This window comes from Pseudolysinimonas kribbensis, from assembly GCF_030161895.1.
Taxonomy (GTDB): domain Bacteria; phylum Actinomycetota; class Actinomycetes; order Actinomycetales; family Microbacteriaceae; genus Pseudolysinimonas; species Pseudolysinimonas kribbensis.
The window spans coordinates 3014024-3033506 of the sequence record NZ_BSVB01000001.1 but is presented as its reverse complement, the minus strand read 5'-3'; the positions used below and the strand labels follow the sequence as shown (position 1 = coordinate 3033506).

The window sequence follows — 19483 nt, the reverse complement described above, 5'->3', positions numbered from 1 at the left end:
CCGCGGCCAGGCCTACGCGACGGGCGCGCCGGTGCGCTCGGCCAGCTCGTCCTCCACGGTCCGCCGCCGGGCGAGCACGAAGATCGCCGGCACCGCGAGCAGCAGCGAGAGCAGCGCGAAGACGAGCGGGGCCGTCCAGCCGCCCGTGGCCGAGCGCAGGATGCCGACCACGAGCGGTCCGGCCGCTCCGGCCAGGTAGCCGATCCCCTGCACGAATCCGCTGAGCGCGACGGCGCCCGACTGGGTGCGGGTGCGGTCGCCGATGAGGAACAGGCACAGCGGGAACCACAGCGCCCCGAGCCCGCCGATCACGACCCACAGCACGGGGATGCCGGGCGCCACGAGCAGGCCGCCGAATCCGACGATCGACAGCGCGAACGCGAGCACGATGAGCGGGCGCACCGACCGCAGGCGCGACGCGAGCACCGGCGTCACGATCGAGACCGGGAAGCCCATGATCGCGAACAGGGCCAGCAGTGCGCCGCCGGTGCCGGCATCCACCCCCGAGACGCCCTGCAGGATCTCGGGCAGCCAGCCGAAGACGATGTAGGCCGTGATCCCCGACGCCGCGAACATGCCGGTGAGCGCCCATGCGATCCGGGACCGGACGAGACGCGCCTCCAGCGCCGGCTCCGGACGCTCGGCGCCCGGGTCCTCGGGGTCGACGAGCGGACGCCGTCGCAGCACGACCAGCTGCGCGATCCACGGCACGGCGGCGACGACCGCGCCCGCGGCCCAGACGCCGAGCGAGACACGCCAGTTCGACGCCGCGGCGATCGGGATGCCGAGCAGCGCCGGCGTGGTCGTGCCGATCGCGAGCATGGTCGCGTACACCGCGGTGATCGCCCCCACCCGGGCCGGGAAGTAGCGCTTGACGACGGGCGGCAGCAGTACGTTGCCGATGCCGACGCCCAGCAGCGCAAGCCCGCTGCCGACGACCAGTACGGAGGCGTCGGAGGCCAGCGCCCGCGTCAGGTGCCCGGCGACCATGAGCACCAGGGCCGCGACGAGCGCCCCTCGAGCCCGAGCAGCCGGGCCACGAGCGGACCGAGGATGCCGCAGATCGCGAACGCGACGGGCGCGAGCGAGCCGATCACGCCGACGAGCACCGGCCCGAGGGCGATGTCGTGCTGGATCAGGTCGATCAGCGGCGAGACGGCCGACACGGCGCTGCGCAGGTCGAAGGCCACGAGGACGATCCCGACCAGGGCGAGGATGCGGCCCCGCCACGGAGCCTCGAGAGCGCCGCTCACCGCAGGATGCCGCGGATCGTCGCGTCGTCCTGGCGCAGCGCCGCCATGAGCTGCTCGACCCCGTCGAACTTGACCATCGGACGCACGTGCTCGACGAACCGCAGCTCGATCGTGCGACCGTAGAGGTCCTGGTCGGTGTCGAACAGGTGCGCCTCGGCCTGGTGCTCCGGCACGCCGTCGAACGTCGGGTTGTTGCCGATCGAGACCGCCGCTCCGTACCCGACGCCGTCGACGATCGCCCAGCAGGCGTACACGCCGTCGGCGGGCAGCAGTCCCTCGAGCCGCGCGGGGTCGAGGTTCGCCGTCGGATAGCCGAGCTCGCGGCCGACCCGGTCGCCGCTCACGACCACGGAGCGCACGGCGGGCGGGCGGCCGAGGAGCCGACCCGCCTCGCGCACGCGCCCCGCGGCGATGAGCTCCCGGATGCGCGTGGACGAGACGCGGCCGGCTTCCCCGTCGGCGCGCACGTCGTCGATGAGCACCACCGCGAAGCCGAGCTCCGCGCCGAGGGTGCGCAGCAGCTCCACGTCCCCCGAGCCGCCGACCCCGAACCGGAAGTCGGCGCCGCACAGCACCGCCTGCGCGTGCAGCGCGTCGACGAGCACGTCGCGCACGAAGTCCGAGGCGGTCTGGCGGCTGCGGGCCAGGTCGAAGCGCAGCACGAGCGTGGCATCGACGCCGGCATCGGCCAGGAGCTCGACCTTCTGCGCCGGGCTGACGACGTCGGGCGGGCACGCCTCGGGGCGCAGCAGGCTGACCGGATTGCGGTCGAACGTCACCACGCTCGCCGTGAGCCCCCGCTCGTCGGCGAGCTCGCGCAGTTGCGCGATCACGGCGCGATGGCCGAGGTGCACACCGTCGAACTTGCCGATCGTGACCGCGGACGGGCCGAAGCCGGCCGGCACCTCCGCGGGAGAGCCGAAGACGTGCACGTCAGCCCTTCGCGACCCGGCTGCGCGCCAGCCACAGCAGGCCGAGGATCGGCAGCACGAGCGGGATGCCGAGGTACCCGGCCCCGTAGGTGCTCCATACCGTCGCGGTGCGCCCGAACGGGTCGTTCGCGTGCAGCCCGAGCAGGTGCGGGGCGAGCACGGTGATCGTGCCGACCACGAGCACCCCGAGCAGCTCCGCCGAGATCGTCACCCAGGCCAGCCGTCGCCAGCGGGCCGCGATCGCGACGGTGGCGACGACGTAGACCACGCCCGCCAGGAGCGAGAGCAGGAAGGCGACGGGCGCCTCGTCGAATCGGTCGATGATCTGGAAGATCGAGCGCCCCAACGCGGCGAGAGCGAGGATCGCGTACACCGCCACCAGCACCCGGCCGACGCCGGTGCCCCGACGGCGTGCCGACTGCGTCGAGGCATGCGGCTGCTCGGTCACGGGCATGGTGTCCAGGCTATGCGACGAGGCATCCGGCCGCCTGCTCAGGCGACCTGGAGCGCCCAGATCTGGTACATCCGCACGACCATGACCCCGACCGCGAAGCCGGCGATGCCGAGCACGACGTTGCTCCACCGGGTGCGCTCGATGAGCGCCCAGACGACGCCGAGCGGCGGGATCACGAGCGCGGTGATCAGGTAGACGTAGAACTCGACGACGCTGCCCCGCGACGGGTTGCCCACGGCGGGCGCCACGAGGGCGATCACGAGCTGCGCGAGGAGCAGCAGCTCGACGAGCACGAGCGCCCCGAGCGTCAGGTCCGAGGGCTTGCGGTTCGCGAGGCCGAGCACGACGCACACGACCGCAGCGGCCGCCGCGACGGCGGCCTGCACGATCGTGAAGACGAGGATCACGGTCCGACGCTACCGGCCGGGGCGGGCGGGAAGTTCACCACCACCCGCGCGACGCCGTCCGCGACCGCGACGAGCCCGGTCAGGCGGCCGCGGTGCAGCGCGGCGACCACCGGCGCGTCCGGGGCGGTGGCCGGGATGCGCTTGCCGTCGGCGAGGGCGGCCGCCTGCTCGTCGTCGAGCTCGAGGGCGGGGTACAGCGCGGTCGCGATCGAGGCGGGGGTGCGCAGGGCGGAGGGGCCGATCGCGTCGACGGGGACGGCATCCGGGATCGGGAAGGGGCCGATCGCCGTGCGCCGCAGGGCCGTGAGGTGCCCGCCCACCCCGAGCCCGGCGCCCAGGTCGCGGGCGAGCGCCCGGATGTAGGTGCCCGAGCTGCAGTCGACGATGACGTCGAGATCGACCACGCCGTCGCCGCGACGCTCGGCGAGCACGTCGAACCGCGAGACGGTGACGCGGCGGGGTGCGAGCTGCACGTCCTCGCCGTCGCGCACCCGCGCGTACGCGCGCCGGCCGTCGACCTTGATCGCGCTGACCGTCGACGGCACCTGGTCGAGCTCGCCGGTCAGGGCGGAGATGCCGGCGTCGATCGCGGCGCGGTCCAGCCCGGACGCGTCGGAGCGCGTGACGGTCTCGCCCTCGGCGTCGTCGGTGGTCGTCGACTCGCCGAGCCGGATCGTCGCCGCGTAGGTCTTGTCGAGGCCGACGAGGTAGGTGAGCAGCCGGGTCGCCGTGCCCACCCCGAGGATGAGCAGGCCCGTCGCCATCGGATCGAGCGTGCCCGCGTGCCCCACCTTGCGGGTGCCGAGCGCGCGCCGCGCCGCGCCGACGACGTCGTGGCTCGTGACGCCACCGGGCTTGTCGACGAGCAGGATGCCGGTGGGCGCGGCATCCGTCACGCGAGCTGCTTCTTCGAGAGCTTCGCGATCATGGCCGCCTTGTTCGGCGCGCACTGGTCGAGAAGCTCGTGCGCGACGGGGTCGGTGTCGTACTCGGCGGGCAGCCCGATCGCCACGAGGGTGTTGAGCATCATGCCGCCGGAGAGGAACTCCCCGCCATCTCCGGCGAGAAGCCGGCCTCGTCGCGCACCAGTCGGTACACCTGCAGGAAGCCGGCGCGCGCCGCCGGCCCGATCGCGGGATCCGCGCCCAGCATGAAGCCCTGCATGAGGCTCAGCAGCAGGCCGCGGTCCTGCAGGAGGTCGGCGTAGGCGAGGGCGATGAGACCCTTGAGCTCCACGGCGTCGGTGCCTGCGGGCGCCTCGGCGATCACCCGGCGGAAGGTCGTCAGCAGTCGCTCGAGCGAGCGCCCCAGCACCTCGAGGAAGAGGTTCTCCTTGGTGCCGAACATCCGCACGACGTAGGGCTGGCTCACGCCCGCGGCCTTGGCGACGGCGTCGGTCGTCGCCCCGACGTACCCGCGCTCGCCGAACACGGCGGCGGCGGCCTCGAGGATCGAGCCGCGGCGCGCCTCGGAGCTCATCCGGGTCGCCGGTTCGGGGGCGGTCGTGGTCACGCTTGACATGTTATCAGTCGATTACTACAGTCGCGGGTAATCATTCGATTACAACATTTTTGGAGACCGGATGTCCGCTTCCTCGCCCCTCCCGGGTCGCCGGGTGCCCTTCGCCCTCGCCCTGCTCGCCACCGGCATCCCGATGTTCATGGCCACCCTCGACAACCTCGTGATGACCAACGCGCTCCCGGTGCTGCGCACCGACCTCGGCGCGGGCATCGAGGAGCTGCAGTGGTTCGTCAACGCGTACACGCTCGTGTTCGCGAGCCTCATCCTCATGGCCGTCGCGCTCGGCGACCGGCTCGGGCGGCGCACCGTCTTCGTCGCCGGGATCGCGATCTTCACCGCCGCCTCGATCTTCTCGGCCCTCTCGACCGACCCGGTGCAGCTCATCATCGCCCGCGCGATCCAGGGCCTCGGCGGCGCCGGCATCATGCCGCTGTCGCTCTCGCTTCTGACCGGCGCCGTCGAGCCGCGGCGCCGCCCGCTCGCGATCGGCATCTGGGGCGGCATCGCCGGCCTCGGGGTCGCGGTCGGACCGCTCGTCGGCGGCGCGATCGTCGGCGGGTGGAACTGGCAGGGCATCTTCTGGATCAACGTGCCGGTCGGGCTCATCGCCATCCCGCTGATCCTCCTCGTGCTGCCGAACGCGTTCGGCCAGCGGATGCGGCTGGACGTGCCGGGCGTGCTGCTCGCCGGCCTCGGCGTGCTCGGCGTGGTCTTCGGCATCGTGCGCGGCAACGACGCGGGCTGGGACAGCTTCCCGGTGCTCGCGGCGCTCGTCGCGGGCGGCGCGCTGCTGGTCGGCTTCGTGCTGTGGGAGCTGCGCACCCCGACCCTGCTGCTGCCGCTGCGCCTGTTCCGCGACCGGAGCTTCACGATCGCCAACGTGGTCGGGTTCGGGTTCAGCTTCGGCATGTTCGGTGCGGTGTTCATCCTGATCCAGTACCTGCAGATCGTGCAGGGGCACACCCCGCTCGAGGCCGCCGTCATGACGACCCCGTGGACGATGGCGCCCATGATCGTGGCGCCGCTCGCGGGCCTGATCGCGCCGCGGGTCGGTACCCGGGCGCTCATCGTCGTGGGACTGCTGCTGCAGGCCGCCGGCCTCGGCTGGCTCGGGCTCACCATGGCCGCCGACACGGGCTACGGGATGATGCTGCCCGCGTTCATCCTCGCGGGCGTCGGCATGGGCATGGTGTTCGCTCCTCCTCGACCGCGGTGCTCGCGAACATCGCCCCCGAGGACACCGCGAAGGCGAGCGGCACCAACTCGACCGTGCGCGAGATCGGCGTCGCGCTCGGCACCGCGGTGCTCACGGCGGTGTTCACCGGTGCCGGCGGCCAGCTGACGCCGACCGGCTACGTGGATGCCGCCCACCCCGCGGTGCTCGTCGGCGCGGCCGTGGTGCTGGCCACCGCACTCCTCGCGATCCTGCTGCCCGCCGGACGCCTCGCCCGCCACCCGCGCGAGGTCACCCTCGAGGACGAGCTCGCCGCCGAGCGCCAGCTCACGCCGGTCCCGTAACCCCGCACCACCCCTCGATTCGTGCGTTCTGGTCGCGCCTGCTCTCGCAGGCGACCTGAACGCACGAATCGCGGCATCTAGGCTCGGCGCGTGCGCATCGCGATCATCGGGGCGGGCGCGGTCGGCGGCACGCTGGCCGCGCTCCTCGCCCGCGCCGGCAACGACGTGACCGTGGTCGCCCGGGGCGAGAACCTGCGGGCGATCCGCCAGGAGGGCCTCCGGCTCGACGGCGGATTCGGCAAGGTGAACGCGCCGCTCACCTCCACCGGCCGCCTGACCGAGGCGCCCGAGCTCGCCGTGCTCGCCACCAAGGCCCAGGATGCGGAGGCCGCGCTCCTCGCGGCACGCGATCACCTCGACGGTGTTCCGCTGCTCGTGGTGCAGAACGGGCTCGGCGGGCTCGACGTGGCGCGGCGGGTGGCGCCGGCATCCCCGCTGCTGGGCGGTCTCGCGCTCTTCGCCGCGAGCTTCCTCGAGGCCGGCCACGTCACCGTCACGGGGCCGAACCCGATGATCGTCGGCGCCGGGCCCGATGCCGACCGGGCACTGCTCGACCGGGTCGTCGCCGTGCTGCGCGACGCGCTGCCGATCGAGGTGACCGACGACATCGAGGGCGCGCAGTGGACGAAGCTGCTCATCAACCACGTCAACGCGCTGCCCGCGATCACGGGGCTGAGCGTGCAGGAGGTGGTGGCCGACCCGGCGCTGCGCCGCATCATGACGGCGAGCATGCGCGAGACGGTGCGGATCGCCCGGCGGGCCGGTGCGCGGTTCGCGCGGGTGCAGGGCGTCTCGGGTCGCGTGCTCCAGATGGTCGGGGTGCTGCCGCTGACGCTCGGCGCGTTCTTCCCGCGCCTGCTCGCGCGGCGCATGGGGTCGGTGCCGAATCCCGGCTCGACGCTGCAGAGCATCCGGCGCGGGCAGCTCACCGAGATCGACTACCTGAACGGTGCGGCCGTCGAGGTGGCGACGCGCATCGGGATGCCGTCCCCGGTCAACTCCGCGATCGTCGCCCTCGTGCACGAGGTCGAACGCACGACGGTGTTCGTGCCGCCCGCCGATGTGGCCCGCCGCATCCCCCTGAGCCCGGTCTCCATCTGACGCGAATGCCGGGTCCGTGGGCCCGCCACTGGACATTTGGGTCAGATGGATGGGATCCCGCGGGTCAGAGGGCGCAGTAGTCGAGGTAGAGGCGCTTCGGCTCGTCGACGATCCGGAGGTCGACGACCGCGGTCGCGGCCTCGCGCGGGCGGACCGCGTCGCGGTAGTCGTCGGCGATCGACGCGGCGGCCCCGGCCTCCCCCGCCAGGTCGACCCAGATCGTGTACGACCAGCGGCCGCGCACCGATGGGCGCTGCAGCCGGGATCCGACGAGCAGCAGGACCGCGTCGGCGGGCCCGGTCGTCCACTCCTGGATCCGGTCGGCGTCGCGCGCCGCATCCCAGGCCGCGAGCACGAAACCCGTGGAACCCCGAGACGGAACGGGTCGAGCAGCGCGCGCACGAGCTGCTCGTCGTCGCGGAAGTCGGCGGCCTGGGCGATCCACACGTTGTCGCCCGCGGCGCGCAGCGCCAGCCCCAGGTCGGCGGCGAACGCGTCCAGATCGGCGCGCGGCTCGGCCGCATCGAGGGCGACGATCCGGCGTCCGCGCGAGTAGTGCGTCCGGATCTCCGCGGCGAGCGCCTCGACGAGCGCGCGCCGCGTCGCCGGCAGGCGCGTGAGCGCGAGCGACGGGGGCTCGATGGGCGACACGGTGGTCATGTCGCCAGCCTAGGGTGATCGGATGCGAACGAGCCCGGAAGCCGGTTCGCTCCCCGTCATCGCCGACCGCATCGCCGACTGGTACGCCACCGGTCACCGCGATCTCCCCTGGCGCCGTGACGGCTTCGGCGCGTGGGGCATCCTCGTGAGCGAGTTCATGCTGCAGCAGACGCCCGTCGCCCGAGTGATCCCGCGGCTGGAGGCGTGGCTGGAGCGCTGGCCGACTCCGGCGGCCCTCGCCGCCGTGCCGTCGGGCGAGGCGGTGCGCGCGTGGGACCGTCTCGGCTATCCGCGACGCGCGCTCGCCCTGCACGGCGCCGCCGTCGCGATCACGGCGCGGCACGGCGGGATCGTGCCGTCCGACGTCGACGAGCTGCTCGCGCTGCCCGGGGTCGGGCCCTACACGGCGCGTGCGGTCGCGTCGTTCGCGTACGGCATCCGGGTGCCGGTCGTCGACGTCAACACCCGCCGCGTGCTGGCCCGCGCCGTGCTCGGCCAGGGCGACGCCGGCCCGGCGAACGCCCGGCGCGACCACGACCTCATGGCCTCGCAGCTGCCCGGCGACGCCGAGCGCGCGCGGCTGGTCAACGCGGGCGCCATGGAACTCGGCCAGACCGTGTGCATCGCCCGCGCGCCACGGTGCGAGGTGTGCCCGCTCGCCGAGGCGTGCGCGTGGCGCCGGGCCGGATATCCGCCGTACGAGGGTCCCACCGCCCCCGGCAGAAGCGCTACGAGGGATCGGATCGCCAGGTGCGCGGGCGGATCCTGCGCGAGCTGCGTGGAAGCGACGTCCCGGTGCCCGCGAGCGCCCTGACGGCCCTGTGGCCGGATGCCGCCCAGCGCGACCGCGCCGTCGCCGGCCTGCTGCGCGACGGCCTCGTCACCGGCGACCCGCGGAACGGGTATCGGCTGCCCGAGTAGCGGCCCGAGTAACCTGGCGGATCGTGCCGTCGCCGATCCTGTCCGTGCCGTCCGCCGCCGCCGAGCTCGCCGGGGAGCTCGCCGCGATCCCGCGGAGGGCCGGCGTCGCGGCCGACTTCCCGCCCGACGTGATCGCCGAGGCGGAGCGGGTCGCGACGACGACGCCGCTGCCCGACGCCGACCTGACCGACGTCGAGTTCGCGACGATGGACCCGGCCGGATCGATGGACCTCGACCAGGCGTTCTTCCTGGCGCGCGACGGCGGCGGCTACCGCTTCCTCTACGCGATCGCCGACATCGCCGACTTCGTCGCCCCGGGCGGGCCCCTGGACCTCGAGTCGCATCAGCGCGGCGAGACGATCTACGCCGCGGGACACCGCATCCCGCTGTACCCGACGGTGCTGAGCGAGGGCGCGGCGTCACTGCTGGAGGGCCAGCTGCGCGGGGCGTTCGTCTGGCAGTTCGCCCTCGACCACGCGGGCAACGTCACGTCGCGCACGGTGGCGCGGGCCCGGGTGCGCAGCCGCCGTCGGCTGGACTACGTCGGCGTCGCGAAACAGCTCGCGGACGGCACCGCCGACGAGATGCTGCGGCTCGTGCCCGAGGTGGGTCGGCTGCGGCTGGCGCTCGAGAAGCAGCGCGGCGGAGCGAGCCTGCAGGCGCCGGAGACGGTGGTCGAGCGGGTCCGCGGCCGGTACGCGCTGCAGCGCCGTGCGGTCCAGCCGCTCGAGAGCTGGAACGCGGAGCTCTCGCTGCTGACCGGCATGGAGGCGGCGCAGATCATGATCCAGGGCAAGGTCGGCATCCTGCGCACGATGCCGGAGGCCGACCCGCAGGCGTTCGACACGTTCCGCCGGCAGACCGAGGCCCTCGGGCGGCCGTGGCCGAAGGACGAACCGTACGGCGAGTACCTCGACGACGTGGACGGCAGCGAGCCGGGCGACCTCGCGATCCTGCATGCGGCGACCCGCCTGTTCCGCGGCGCCGGATACACCGCGTTCGACGGCGAGGTGCCCGCCGACACCGTGCAGGCCGCGATCGGCGCTCCCTATGCGCACGCCACCGCTCCTCTGCGGCGGCTCGTCGATCGGTACGTGCTGCAGGTGTGCGAGGCGCTCGTCGCCGGCCGCGAGCCGTCGGATGCCGTGCGCGCCGCCCTACCGCAGCTGCCCGCCGAGATGGCGCACGGCGGCAATCTCTCCGGCCAGGTCGCGAACCGCTCCTCGACGCGGTCGAGGCCGCGGTGCTCGCCCATCGCGTCGGCGACACGTTCGATGCCACCGTCGTCGCGCAGACGAAGGACGGCTGCACCGTGCAGCTGACCGACCCCGCCGTCACGGCGGCGTGCGCGGGGCATCCCGAGACCGGATCCGCCGTGCGCGTGCGGCTCGTGCGGGCGGACGTGCCGACGGCCTCGGTGGAGTTCGAGCTCGCCGCTTAGGCCAGCGCGGCAGACCAGACGTCGTGGTGCCAGGTGACGTACGCGGTCGCCGCCTCCCAGTGCGCACCGTGTCCGGCGCGGTGCATGCTCGCCCACGGCTCGTGACCGTTCGCGGCTCCGTCGAGCAGCAGGCGCCGCATCGCGTCGGTGCGCTCGGCCATGGCGTCCGGGAGCGCCGTGCGGATGGCGGGATCGGCGCCGTAGCCGTCGACGAGGGCGCGCAGGTCCGCCGCGGCGAGCACGGCATCCCGGGCGGGATCGTTCAGCGTGAACGTCTGCGCCGCGTACGCGAGATCCCAGAGCCGGGTGCTCGGGCCGGCGCCGTCCCAGTCGATGAAGACGAGCCGGCCGTCGCCGACCACGAGGTTCCACGGTGCCAGGTCGTTGTGGCAGATGAGGTCGGGGGCGGATGCCGGGATCAGCGTCTCCCAGTCGCCGTCGACCCGGTCGTAGGCGGGCGAGGCATCGTGGATGGCGCGGATCAACCGCCCGACCCGGGTCAGCAGCTGGGGTTCGAGCGGCAGCAGCTCCTGCGCGACGCAGCCGGGCACGTACTCGAGCACCTGCCGGCCGTAGCCGTCTCGCCCGCGGTGCCGCGGCACGTCGATGCCGGCCGCGTGCAGCCGATCGAGCAGGGCGGCGACCCGGCCGGTGGTCGGCGTCGACGGTTTGCGGACGGTCTCTCCGATGCGCACCACCGGGCCCGACGCGTTGCCGCCCGCGAGCGGCTCCTCCTGCGGCGCCACCGTCAGCGCACCATGCGCACGGCCGTCAAGGTCTCGCCACCGGGCCCGACGCGGTGCTGGTCCGTTGCGCCGTCGCGCTCGAAGCGGTTGCGGCGATAGAAGGCCTCCGCCCGGGGATTGCGGTCGGCCACCCAGAGGAACGCCGGCGCGTCGCCGATCACCGCATCCAGCAGCGCCTGGCCGAGTCCCGACCCGTGCGCCTCCGCGAGCAGGTAGATGCCCTCGAGCTCGCGGTCCCGGGGCCCGTCTCCGGTGCGCCCGGTCACCGCATACGCCCAGCCGACGACGCGGGCGTCGCGCTCGGCGACGCTCACGACGCCGTTCGCGATGAGCCCCAGCCATCGCGCCCGCCACAGCTCCGCGTCCGCGTAGCGCCGCTCGATGACCGCCGGGTCCACGAGGTGCGAGTAGGTCTCCAGCCACGACACGCGGTGCACGATGTGGATGCCCGCCGCATCCGCGGCGACCGCCGGGCGCACGATGTCGGTCATTCCTCGAGCGTATGTCCGTGCGGGCGGAGAGAATGGTCGTCATGCCGGAGCTGCCGGAGGTGCAGGCGCTGGCCGACGATCTGGGCGGCCGGCTGGTCGGTCGCGTGATCGAACGCGTCGACGTCACGTTCTTCCCCGCGCTCAAGACCTACGACCCGCCGCTGACCGAGCTGGCCGGCCGGACGATCACCGGCGTGTCCCGGCACGGCAAGTTCCTCGACATCGCGACCGACGCCGGCCTGCACCTCGTCATGCATCTGGCGCGGGCCGGCTGGGTCCGCTGGCGCGACGCCGCCCCCGCCGTCCGCACCCGGCCGGGCTCCGGACCGATCGCGGCGCGGATGGTCCTGGATGACGGGTCCGGCTTCGACGTCACCGAGGCGGGCACGAAGAAGAGCGTCGCGATCTCGGTCGTGCACCGCCCGAGCGACGTGCCCGGCATCGCGCGCCTCGGGCCCGACCCGCTCGACCCGGGCTTCACCGAGCAGGTGTTCGCCGCCATCCTGGCCGCCCAGGGCCGCGCGCAGATCAAGGGCGTGCTGCGCAGCCAGGCGGTGATCGCCGGGATCGGCAACGCCTACTCCGACGAGATCCTGCACGCGGCGAGGATGTCGCCGTTCAAACCCGCCGACATGCCGCCGGATGACGTGCACCTCCTCTACGAGGCGATGCAGTCGACCCTGCGGGCGGCGCTCGCCCGTGACGAGGGCGTGCCGGCCTCCCAGCTGAAGGCCGAGAAGAAGAGCAATCTGCAGGTGCACGGCCGCACCGGCGAGGCGTGCCCCGTGTGCGGGGATACGGTGCGTCAGGTGACCTACGCGGACTCGAACTTCCAGTACTGCCCGACCTGCCAGACGGGCGGCAAGCCCCTCGCCGACCGCGTGCTGTCGCGGCTGCTCAAATGAGCCAGCCGGCGCTCTCGCGTCCGCTCTGGCGCGACGCCGGGTTCCTGCGGTTCTGGGGCGGCCAGACCTTCAGCGCGTTCGGGGAGCAGTTCGGGCAGCTCGCGATCCCGATCATCGCGGTCACCATCCTGCACGCCACCGAGTTCGAGGTCGGACTGCTCAACGCGGTCGAGACCCTCGCGTTCCTGGTTCTCGGACTCCCGGCCGGGGCGTGGATCGACCGGATGATCAAGCGTCGCGTGATGCTGACCGTCGACCTCGGGCGCGCGATCCTGCTCGGCCTGCTGCCCATCCTGTGGTTCGTCGGGGCGCTGCAGTTCTGGCAGCTCATCGTCATCGGCACCGCGGTCGGGGTCGGCTCGGTGTTCTTCGACGTCAGCTACCAGAGCTTCATCCCCAAGCTGGCGCCCTCCGACCGCATCGCCGACGCCAACGGCAAGCTCGAGACGACGATGCAGGTGGCCCGGATCGCGGGGCCGGCCGTCGGCGGCGGCCTGCTCGCGATCGTCGCGGCCCCCGTGCTCCTTCTCGTGACCGCGGCGACCTATCTGCTGTCGTTCGGCGCGATCGCGTCGCTGCAGGATCGCGAGACGAAGGCCCCGCGGGAGACGCGGCGGTCGCTCGTCGTCGAGATCCGCGAGGGGATGGCGTGGGTCATCCACCAGCCGCTGTTGGTGCGGATCGTGGCGAGCGTCTCGATCGGCAACCTGTTCGGCACGATCCTCATGACCATGCTGCCCGTGCTCGCGCTGCGCACGCTCGGCATCCCGCCGTCGATCTACGGGGTGATCTTCGCGATCGGCGGCATCGGCGGCGTACTCGGGGGCGTGCTCACCTCGGCGCTGAGCCGGGTCCTCGGCGAGGGGCGCGTGATCCCGGTCGCCGCCGTCGTCCTGGGCATCGCTCTGCTCATCACGGCGAGCGCCGGGGTCTTCACCTCGATCTCGATCGTGCTGCTCATCGTGGGCGACTTCGTCTTCGGATTCGCCGTGCTCGTGTTCAACATCACCTCGGTGAGCTACCGGCAGCGCATCTGCCCTCCCGAGCTGCTCGGCCGGATGAACGCGTCGGTGCGGTTCGTCGTCTGGGGTGTGATCCCGATCGGCGGCATCTGCTCCGGCCTGCTCGCGGGCGCGATCGGTCTCGTGCCGGCGCTGTTCGTCGGCGCCGTCGGCGCCCTGCTCTCGGCGGGCCCGGTGGTGTTCTCGCCGCTGCGGCGCCTGCGCGTGCTCGTGCCGCCCGAGGCCGACATGACCGGCACCCGGACGCCAGGCTCTGCTTCCGATCCCGACACCGATGCACAGACCGCGACCGACACGGATCGCCAACCTCAGCCGGAGGCGGGACCGGCATCCGGCCCCGAGCGCCCGATGGAGTGACTCAGCTGACGGTGCGCGTCACGACGAGGCGCCGGCCTCGTCGTCCTGGGCCTCGTTCTCCTCGAGGTCCTCGAGCTCGTCGTCGGTCTCGACGTCGCGCGGCTTGACGTACGGGTCCGCCTCGCCCGCGTAGTCCGCATTCGCCGCGAGCGCGGCGGCCTCGTTGTCGCGTTCGCGGGCAGCGATGAGCAGCGACTCGATCGCCGCCGCGTTCTCGGGGATGGCATCCGGGATGAACTCGAGCGACGGCGTGAGCCGCGTGTTGAGGTTGCGGCCCACCTCGGTGCGCAGCAGGCCGGTCGCGGCCGTGAGCGCCGCGGCCGTGTCGGTGCGCTCCTCGGCGGTGCCGTACACGGTGTAGAACACGCTCGCGTGCTGCAGGTCGCCCGTCACGCGCACATCCGTGATGGTCACGAAGCCCATCCGCGGATCGCGCAGCCCCTTCTCGAGCCGCTTCGCGATGACCTCACGAATCCGGTCCGCCACCTTCGCGGCCCGATCACCGTTCGCCATTTCCTCTCCCCTCAAGGAGTTTCCGGCTCCGCCCCGGCGGCGGGGTGGCATCCGAAAGGCAATCGGGGCGCAGGGGTCCCCGCTCTTGCCTTTCGGATGCCACCCCACGGAGCCGGGGCGACCCCGAGAAACTACGCCCGAACCTTCTCGCGCATCTCGATCGTCTCGATCTCGTCGCCGATCTGGATGTCGTTGAACTTGCCGAGCCCGATACCGGCCTCGAAGTCCGTGCGAACCTCGGTGACGTCGTCCTTGAACCGCCGCAGCGACTCGATGGCGAGGTTGTCGCCGACGACGACGCCATCGCGGATGACCCGCGCCTTGGCGTTGCGGGTGATGGTGCCCGACCGGACGATGACACCGGCGATGTTGCCGAACTTGCTCGACCGGAAGATCTCGCGGATCTCGGCGACGCCCGACTGCACCTCCTCGAACTCCGGCTTGAGCATGCCCTTGAGCGAGCTCTCGATGTCCTCGAGCGCCGCGTAGATGACCGAGTAGAACCGCACGTCGATGCCCTCGCGCTGAGCGCGCTCGCGTGCCTTCACGTCGGGGCGGACGTTGAACCCGATCACGATCGCGTTGTCGATCGTCGCCAGGTCGATGTCCGACTCGGTGACGGCACCCACACCGCGGTGCAGGATGCGCAGCTGGACGCTGTCGTCGATCTCGATCTTGAGCAGGGCCTCCTCGAGCGCCTCGACGGCACCGGAGACGTCGCCCTTGATGATGAGGTTGAGCGACTCGACCTTGCCCTCCTCGAGAGCACGGGTGAAGTCCTCGAGCGAGATCCGCTTGCGGGCCTTGGCCAGCTGGGCGTTGCGCTCGACGGCCTCGCGCTTCTCGGCGATCTGGCGGGCGGTGCGGTCCTCCTCGGTGACGAGGAAGGTGTCGCCCGCGCGGGGCACGGTCGACAGACCCTGCACCTGCACCGGGCGAGAGGGCTGGGCCTCCTCGACCGCGTCGCCGTTCTCGTCGTGCATCGCGCGGACGCGGCCGTAGGCCGTTCCCGCGACGATCGCGTCGCCGACGTGCAGCGTGCCCGACTGGATGAGCACGGTCGCGACCGCACCGCGGCCCCGGTCGAGCTTCGCCTCGATCGCGATCCCGCGCGCGTCCTTGTTCGGGTTCGCACGCAGGTCGAGTCCGGCATCCGCGGTCAGCAGCACGGCGTCCAGGAGCTCCGGGATTCCCTTGCCCTGCAGCGCGGAGACGTCGACGAACATGGTGTCGCCGCCGAACTCCTCCGCGACCAGGCCGAACTCGGTGAGCTGCTGGCGCACGCGGGCGGGGTTGGCGCCCTCCTTGTCGACCTTGTTCACCGCGACCACGATCGGCACGTTCGCCGCCTGCATGTGGTTCAGGGCCTCCACCGTCTGCGGCATGATGCCGTCGTCGGCGGCGACCACGAGGATCGCGATGTCCGACACCTGCGCACCGCGGGCACGCATGGCGGTGAACGCCTCGTGACCCGGGGTGTCGATGAAGGTGATGGCGCGCTCGATGCCGTCGTGCTCGGTCCACACCTGGTAGGCGCCGATGTGCTGGGTGATGCCGCCGGCCTCGCCCGCCACGACGTTCGTCTGGCGGATGGCGTCGAGCAGCTTCGTCTTTCCGTGGTCGACGTGGCCGACCACGGTCACGACCGGCGGACGGATCTCGAGGTCGGACTCGTCCTCGTCCTCGAGCTCCTGCTCGAGGTCGAGACCGAAGCCCTCCAGGAGCTCCTTGTCCTCGTCCTCCGGCGAGACGACCTGGACCTTGTAGCCCAGTTCCCCGCCGAGGATCTCGAATGTGGACTCGTCCAGCGACTCGGTGGCCGTGGCCATCTCGCCGAGCTGGAAGAGCACGGTCACGAGGTTGCCCGGCTGCACGCTGTAGCCGGTCAGGCTCTCGATCTTCTCGGCGAAGTCGACGATCGAGGCGCCGCGTCGCATCCGGATGATCGTGCTGCCATCACCACGGGGAACGCTGACGCCGCCGATCGTCGGGGCATCGCGCATCTCGAATTCGGCGCGCTTCGTCCGCTTCGACTTGCGGGCGCGGCTCTTGCCTCCGCCACGACCGAACGCTCCCGCGGTGCCGCCGCCCGGACCGCGACCGCGACCACCGCCGCCGCCGGGACGGCCGGCGTAACCGCCGCCGCCGGGAGCGCCACCGGGACGCTGGAATCCGCCGCCACCGCCGCCGGGACGACCGCCGCCGGGACGCTGCTGGAACGGGGCGCCGGGACGACCCGGGCCGCCGGGACGCGGAGCCCCCGGGCGCGGGGACCCGGGGCGGGGTGCCGCAGGGCGCGGGATGTTGCCCCCACCCGGACGCGGCATGCCCTGCGTGGACGAGAACGGGTTGTTACCGGGACGCGGCGCTCCGGGACGCGACATGCCCTGCGACGACGCGTAGGGGTTGTTGCCGGGACGCGGGGCGCCGGGACGCGGGCCGCCCGGGCGCGCGACGCCGCCGTCGGCGGGGCGCGGCGCTGCCGCGGCATCCGGGGCGTCGGCCTGCGGCGCGGCGGCCGCGGGCGCGGCGGCCGGCGCTGCACTCTCGGCGGGCGCGGGCGCGGGCGCCGCAGGGGTCGGCGCAGGAGCGGGAGTCGGCGCCGCCGGGGCAGCCGACTTCGGCGTCGCGGACTTCGGCGGCGCGGGCGAGGCCGTGGGCTTCTCCGCGACCTTGACGTTCGGGTCCGCCTCGAGGGCCGCCTTCAGGCGACGCGCGACGGGCGGGGCGATGCTCGACGACGCGCTCTTGACGAACTCGCCCATGTCCTTGAGCTTGTCGAGCGCGATCTTGCTGTCGATGCCGAGATCGGCAGCGACTTCATGCACACGTGGGTTGGCCACATTTCTCCTGTCAGGGTGCCCGCTCCCGGACAGGAGCGGACGTCAGTGGGTGAGGAGGCTCATTTCGAGCCGCTCATGACTGGTCCATAGCCTTTTCAGCCTTCTGGTTGAGGGTGTCGACACCGAACTCCTGGAGGAGCCCGGTCGCGTCGAGGTTGTCCGCCCGCAGCGCCCGGCCGAAGGCCTTGCGCTTCAGGGCGGTCTCGACGCACGCCTGGCTGCGATGCAGCCACGCGCCCCGCCCGGGGAGGCGAGCCGCGGCATCCACCGCGACCCGGCCGTCGCGCGCCACGACTCTCACGAGTGAGGATCGGGGGCGCGCTGCCGGCAACCCAGGCAGGTTCTGACGGACTCCATACTACCCCGCGCACCGAGCGTGCGCCTCAGCCCTCCATGACGCTGTCGGGCTGGATGTCGATGCGCGCCCCCGTCAGCTTCGCCGCGAGGCGCGCGTTCTGGCCCTCCTTGCCGATGGCGAGCGAGAGCTGGTAGTCGGGCACGAGCGCCCGCACGGCCCGCGTCGACTCGTCGACGACGAAGGCGCTCGAGACCTTCGCGGGGCTCAATGCGTTGGCGACGAACGTGGCGAGGTCATCCGACCAGTCGACGATGTCGATCTTCTCGTCGCGCAGCTCGCTCGTGACCGCGCGCACCCGCTGGCCGAGCTCCCCGATCGCGGCGCCCTTGGCATTGATGCCCGGCTGGGTGGCCCGCACGGCGATCTTGGTGCGGTGGCCGGCCTCCCGCGCGAGGCTCGTGATCTCGACCGCGCCGGAGGCGATCTCGGGCACCTCGAGCGCGAACAGCTTGCGCACCAGACCGGGATGCGTGCGGCTGACCGTGATCGACGGTCCCTTGAGCCCCTTGCTCACGCTCGTCACGTAGACCCGGATGCGGGTGCCGTGCGCGTAGTCCTCGCCGGGCACCTGCTCCTCGGGCGGCAGGATCGCCTCGACCGAACCGAGGTCGATGTGGATCATGCGCGGGTTCGGGCCCTGCTGGATGACGCCGGCGACGATGTCGCCCTCGCGGTTGCGGAACTCCCCAGCACCTTGTCGTCGCCGATGTCGCGCAGCCGCTGGTTGATGACCTGCTTCGCGGCGAAGGCCGAGATGCGCCCGAAGTCGTCGGGGTTGTCGACGGCCTCGCCGATCTGCTCCCCGTCGTCGTCGAGTTCGGGCACGTACACCGTCACGTGCCCGGTCTTGCGGTCGAGCTCGACGCGCGCGCCGGACTCGGGGTCGGTGCCGGTGTGCTTGAGGTAGGCGGTGAGGATCGCCTGCTCGATGATCGTGACGAGCTCATCGAACGGGATCTCGCGCTCGCGCTCCATCATGCGCAGCATGGTGAGGTCGATGTCCACGGGGCCTCCGATATTGAGCTCTGACCCCGTCCGGGGCATCCGTCGATTCTAGGCGTCATCGCACTCGTTCAGCGCCCCCGCGATTCGTGCGTCCTGGTCGCTTGGGCCTGCGCCTGCGACCCGAAGGCACGAATCGAGAGCAGATTCCGGATGCGGCCCACCAGCGGCGCGGCATCGCGGAGCGCCGGCGCCGCCACCCGCACCATGCGCCAGCCCGCGTCCTCGATCAACTCCCGCCGTTCGATGTCGCCGTACCAGGTCGCGCGATCGGCGCGATGGCCATCCCCTCGTACTCGATGTCGATCCGCGCCTCCGGATAAGCGATGTCCGAGTGCAGCACGAGGCCGCCGGCAACCACGATCGGGTGGTCGACCAGCGGCTCCGGGAGACCGGCGCCGGCCAGCAGCAGCCGAATCTCGGTCTCGGCCGCGGAGTCCACCCCTGAACGCACCCTGGCGAGAGCCCATCGGGCCCGGGCGTTGCCGGGACGACCCCGGTCCAGGTCGACGGTGCGCGCGAGACGCTCGATCGTGGTGACGCCGGCGCGGCGGACTCCCGCGACCCGGCGTCCGGTCACGAGCGAATCGCCGGCCGCGACGAGCTCTCTCCGGTCGAGCAGCGACGCCGACTGCCGCCACGCCGCCTCGGCGGCTACGACGGGCAGGTCGTCGAGGATCCGCGCCGAGACGGAGGTCAGGGAGTGTCCGCGCACTCCCGGCCGCCGCGGCGGGGTGCGCGGGACCGGAACCGAGACGTGGAGCTCCGCGGAGGCGGGAACCGGTGCACCTAAGAGACCGAGGGCGGTCACATGGGAGAACACGGCATCCGGCGGCAACAGCGTCTCGAGCGCTCGACAGCGGTCTCGGAGCCGCTCGAAATCGAGTCCGATCGACCGGGCCCCGCGGTGCGGATGCTGGATGTCGGGGGCGCGGAGCCGACGCGGCGACAGGCCGAGCAGCAGTTGCGCCTCGGACGACCGGAAGGCCCAGCCGTCGAACGAGGACGGGAGAGGAGAGCGCCGCATCCGGCGATCCT

22 protein-coding genes and 2 pseudogenes are annotated in these 19483 nt (G+C 72.6%); 8 read left to right on the top strand and 16 right to left on the bottom strand.

Annotated features, from left to right (window positions below; translation table 11 throughout):
- Positions 1–12: 12 nt before the first annotated feature.
- Genes QQK35_RS16730 through QQK35_RS16695 form a run of 8 tightly spaced genes read right to left on the bottom strand, consistent with a single transcriptional unit; the run spans position 13 to position 4558 of the window.
- Positions 13–990: an MFS transporter gene (locus tag QQK35_RS16730; protein WP_284255150.1), complete on the bottom strand. Its 978-nt coding sequence runs from the start codon at positions 988–990 to the stop codon at positions 13–15.
- On the bottom strand, positions 972–1253 hold the full coding sequence (locus QQK35_RS16725; protein WP_284255149.1) for a hypothetical protein: 282 nt from the start codon (positions 1251–1253) through the stop codon (positions 972–974). The genes QQK35_RS16730 and QQK35_RS16725 overlap by 19 nt, the downstream gene beginning before the upstream one ends.
- Positions 1250–2185, bottom strand: coding sequence for a bifunctional riboflavin kinase/FAD synthetase (locus tag QQK35_RS16720; RefSeq protein ID WP_284255148.1), 936 nt, complete (start codon positions 2183–2185; stop codon positions 1250–1252). The genes QQK35_RS16725 and QQK35_RS16720 overlap by 4 nt, the downstream gene beginning before the upstream one ends.
- A gap of 1 nt (position 2186) precedes the next feature.
- The gene (locus tag QQK35_RS16715) at positions 2187–2639 is read right to left on the bottom strand and encodes a hypothetical protein (protein ID WP_284255147.1); all 453 of its coding nucleotides are present in this window, start codon (positions 2637–2639) and stop codon (positions 2187–2189) included.
- A gap of 38 nt (positions 2640–2677) precedes the next feature.
- Entirely contained in the window at positions 2678–3046 is a 369-nt protein-coding gene (locus QQK35_RS16710; protein WP_284255146.1) for a hypothetical protein, read from the bottom strand.
- Positions 3043–3942 (bottom strand): tRNA pseudouridine(55) synthase TruB, encoded by a 900-nt coding sequence (gene truB / locus QQK35_RS16705; protein ID WP_284255145.1) that lies wholly within the window; start codon positions 3940–3942, stop codon positions 3043–3045. Before truB ends, QQK35_RS16710 begins: the two co-directional genes overlap by 4 nt.
- The gene (locus QQK35_RS16700; RefSeq protein ID WP_284255144.1) at positions 3939–4076 is read right to left on the bottom strand and encodes a hypothetical protein; all 138 of its coding nucleotides are present in this window, start codon (positions 4074–4076) and stop codon (positions 3939–3941) included. Before QQK35_RS16700 ends, truB begins: the two co-directional genes overlap by 4 nt.
- Positions 4073–4558 carry a TetR/AcrR family transcriptional regulator gene (locus tag QQK35_RS16695; RefSeq protein ID WP_284255143.1) on the bottom strand — a complete coding sequence of 162 codons (486 nt, stop codon included), beginning with the start codon at positions 4556–4558 and terminating at the stop codon, positions 4073–4075. The genes QQK35_RS16700 and QQK35_RS16695 overlap by 4 nt, the downstream gene beginning before the upstream one ends.
- A 70-nt stretch (positions 4559–4628) precedes the next feature.
- Between QQK35_RS16695 and QQK35_RS16690 the strand changes: the two genes are divergently transcribed.
- The 3 genes from QQK35_RS16690 to QQK35_RS16680 all read left to right on the top strand — a co-directional run bounded on the left by QQK35_RS16690 (position 4629) and on the right by QQK35_RS16680 (position 7186).
- A complete protein-coding gene (locus tag QQK35_RS16690) occupies positions 4629–5909 on the top strand; it encodes an MFS transporter (protein ID WP_284255142.1) in 1281 nt (426 codons plus the stop codon).
- Entirely contained in the window at positions 5837–6085 is a 249-nt protein-coding gene (locus QQK35_RS16685) for a hypothetical protein (protein ID WP_284255141.1), read from the top strand. The genes QQK35_RS16690 and QQK35_RS16685 overlap by 73 nt, the downstream gene beginning before the upstream one ends.
- A gap of 90 nt (positions 6086–6175) precedes the next feature.
- Positions 6176–7186 carry a ketopantoate reductase family protein gene (locus QQK35_RS16680; RefSeq protein WP_284255140.1) on the top strand — a complete coding sequence of 337 codons (1011 nt, stop codon included), beginning with the start codon at positions 6176–6178 and terminating at the stop codon, positions 7184–7186.
- A 64-nt stretch (positions 7187–7250) separates the two neighbouring features.
- Here the strand turns inward: QQK35_RS16680 and QQK35_RS16675 are convergent, their stop codons facing one another.
- On the bottom strand, positions 7251–7541 hold the full coding sequence (locus QQK35_RS16675) for a nucleoside/nucleotide kinase family protein (RefSeq protein ID WP_284255139.1): 291 nt from the start codon (positions 7539–7541) through the stop codon (positions 7251–7253).
- 327 nt (positions 7542–7868) lie between these two features.
- Between QQK35_RS16675 and QQK35_RS16670 the strand changes: the two are divergent.
- The 3 genes and pseudogenes from QQK35_RS16670 (at position 7869) to QQK35_RS19995 (ending at position 10208) form a co-directional block, all read left to right on the top strand.
- Positions 7869–8767, top strand: a pseudogene (locus QQK35_RS16670) (HhH-GPD family protein).
- A gap of 23 nt (positions 8768–8790) precedes the next feature.
- Positions 8791–10089 carry an RNB domain-containing ribonuclease gene (locus tag QQK35_RS16665; RefSeq protein WP_348534968.1) on the top strand — a complete coding sequence of 433 codons (1299 nt, stop codon included), beginning with the start codon at positions 8791–8793 and terminating at the stop codon, positions 10087–10089.
- The gene (locus QQK35_RS19995; protein WP_348534967.1) at positions 10080–10208 is read left to right on the top strand and encodes a hypothetical protein; all 129 of its coding nucleotides are present in this window, start codon (positions 10080–10082) and stop codon (positions 10206–10208) included. The genes QQK35_RS16665 and QQK35_RS19995 overlap by 10 nt, the downstream gene beginning before the upstream one ends.
- Here QQK35_RS19995 and QQK35_RS16660 read toward each other — a convergent pair.
- Entirely contained in the window at positions 10205–10954 is a 750-nt protein-coding gene (locus QQK35_RS16660; RefSeq protein ID WP_284255138.1) for a phosphotransferase, read from the bottom strand. The two genes, QQK35_RS19995 and QQK35_RS16660, sit on opposite strands and share 4 nt — an antisense overlap.
- A 2-nt stretch (positions 10955–10956) precedes the next feature.
- A complete protein-coding gene (locus QQK35_RS16655) occupies positions 10957–11445 on the bottom strand; it encodes a GNAT family N-acetyltransferase (protein ID WP_284255137.1) in 489 nt (162 codons plus the stop codon).
- Between the two features lie 41 nt (positions 11446–11486).
- Here QQK35_RS16655 and QQK35_RS16650 point away from each other — a divergent pair, with 41 nt between their 5' ends.
- Positions 11487–12350 (top strand): Fpg/Nei family DNA glycosylase, encoded by an 864-nt coding sequence (locus QQK35_RS16650; protein WP_284255742.1) that lies wholly within the window; start codon positions 11487–11489, stop codon positions 12348–12350.
- Complete coding sequence (locus QQK35_RS16645; RefSeq protein WP_284255136.1) at positions 12347–13729, top strand: MFS transporter; 1383 nt, start codon at positions 12347–12349, stop codon at positions 13727–13729. Before QQK35_RS16650 ends, QQK35_RS16645 begins: the two co-directional genes overlap by 4 nt.
- A gap of 18 nt (positions 13730–13747) precedes the next feature.
- On the opposite strand, the gene rbfA is transcribed toward QQK35_RS16645, so the two are convergent.
- From rbfA to QQK35_RS16620, 5 genes and pseudogenes are all read right to left on the bottom strand, one after another.
- Positions 13748–14242, bottom strand: a complete 495-nt coding sequence (rbfA, locus tag QQK35_RS16640) for a 30S ribosome-binding factor RbfA (protein ID WP_284255135.1) — start codon at positions 14240–14242, stop codon at positions 13748–13750.
- Between the two features lie 131 nt (positions 14243–14373).
- Complete coding sequence (gene infB / locus QQK35_RS16635; RefSeq protein ID WP_284255134.1) at positions 14374–17085, bottom strand: translation initiation factor IF-2; 2712 nt, start codon at positions 17083–17085, stop codon at positions 14374–14376.
- A gap of 73 nt (positions 17086–17158) precedes the next feature.
- Positions 17159–17377, bottom strand: a complete 219-nt coding sequence (locus tag QQK35_RS16630) for a YlxR family protein (RefSeq protein ID WP_284255133.1) — start codon at positions 17375–17377, stop codon at positions 17159–17161.
- 91 nt (positions 17378–17468) lie between these two features.
- A pseudogene (gene nusA / locus QQK35_RS16625) lies at positions 17469–18448 on the bottom strand (transcription termination factor NusA).
- A 226-nt stretch (positions 18449–18674) separates the two neighbouring features.
- On the bottom strand, positions 18675–19472 hold the full coding sequence (locus QQK35_RS16620) for a hypothetical protein (protein ID WP_284255132.1): 798 nt from the start codon (positions 19470–19472) through the stop codon (positions 18675–18677).
- Positions 19473–19483: the final 11 nt, after the last annotated feature.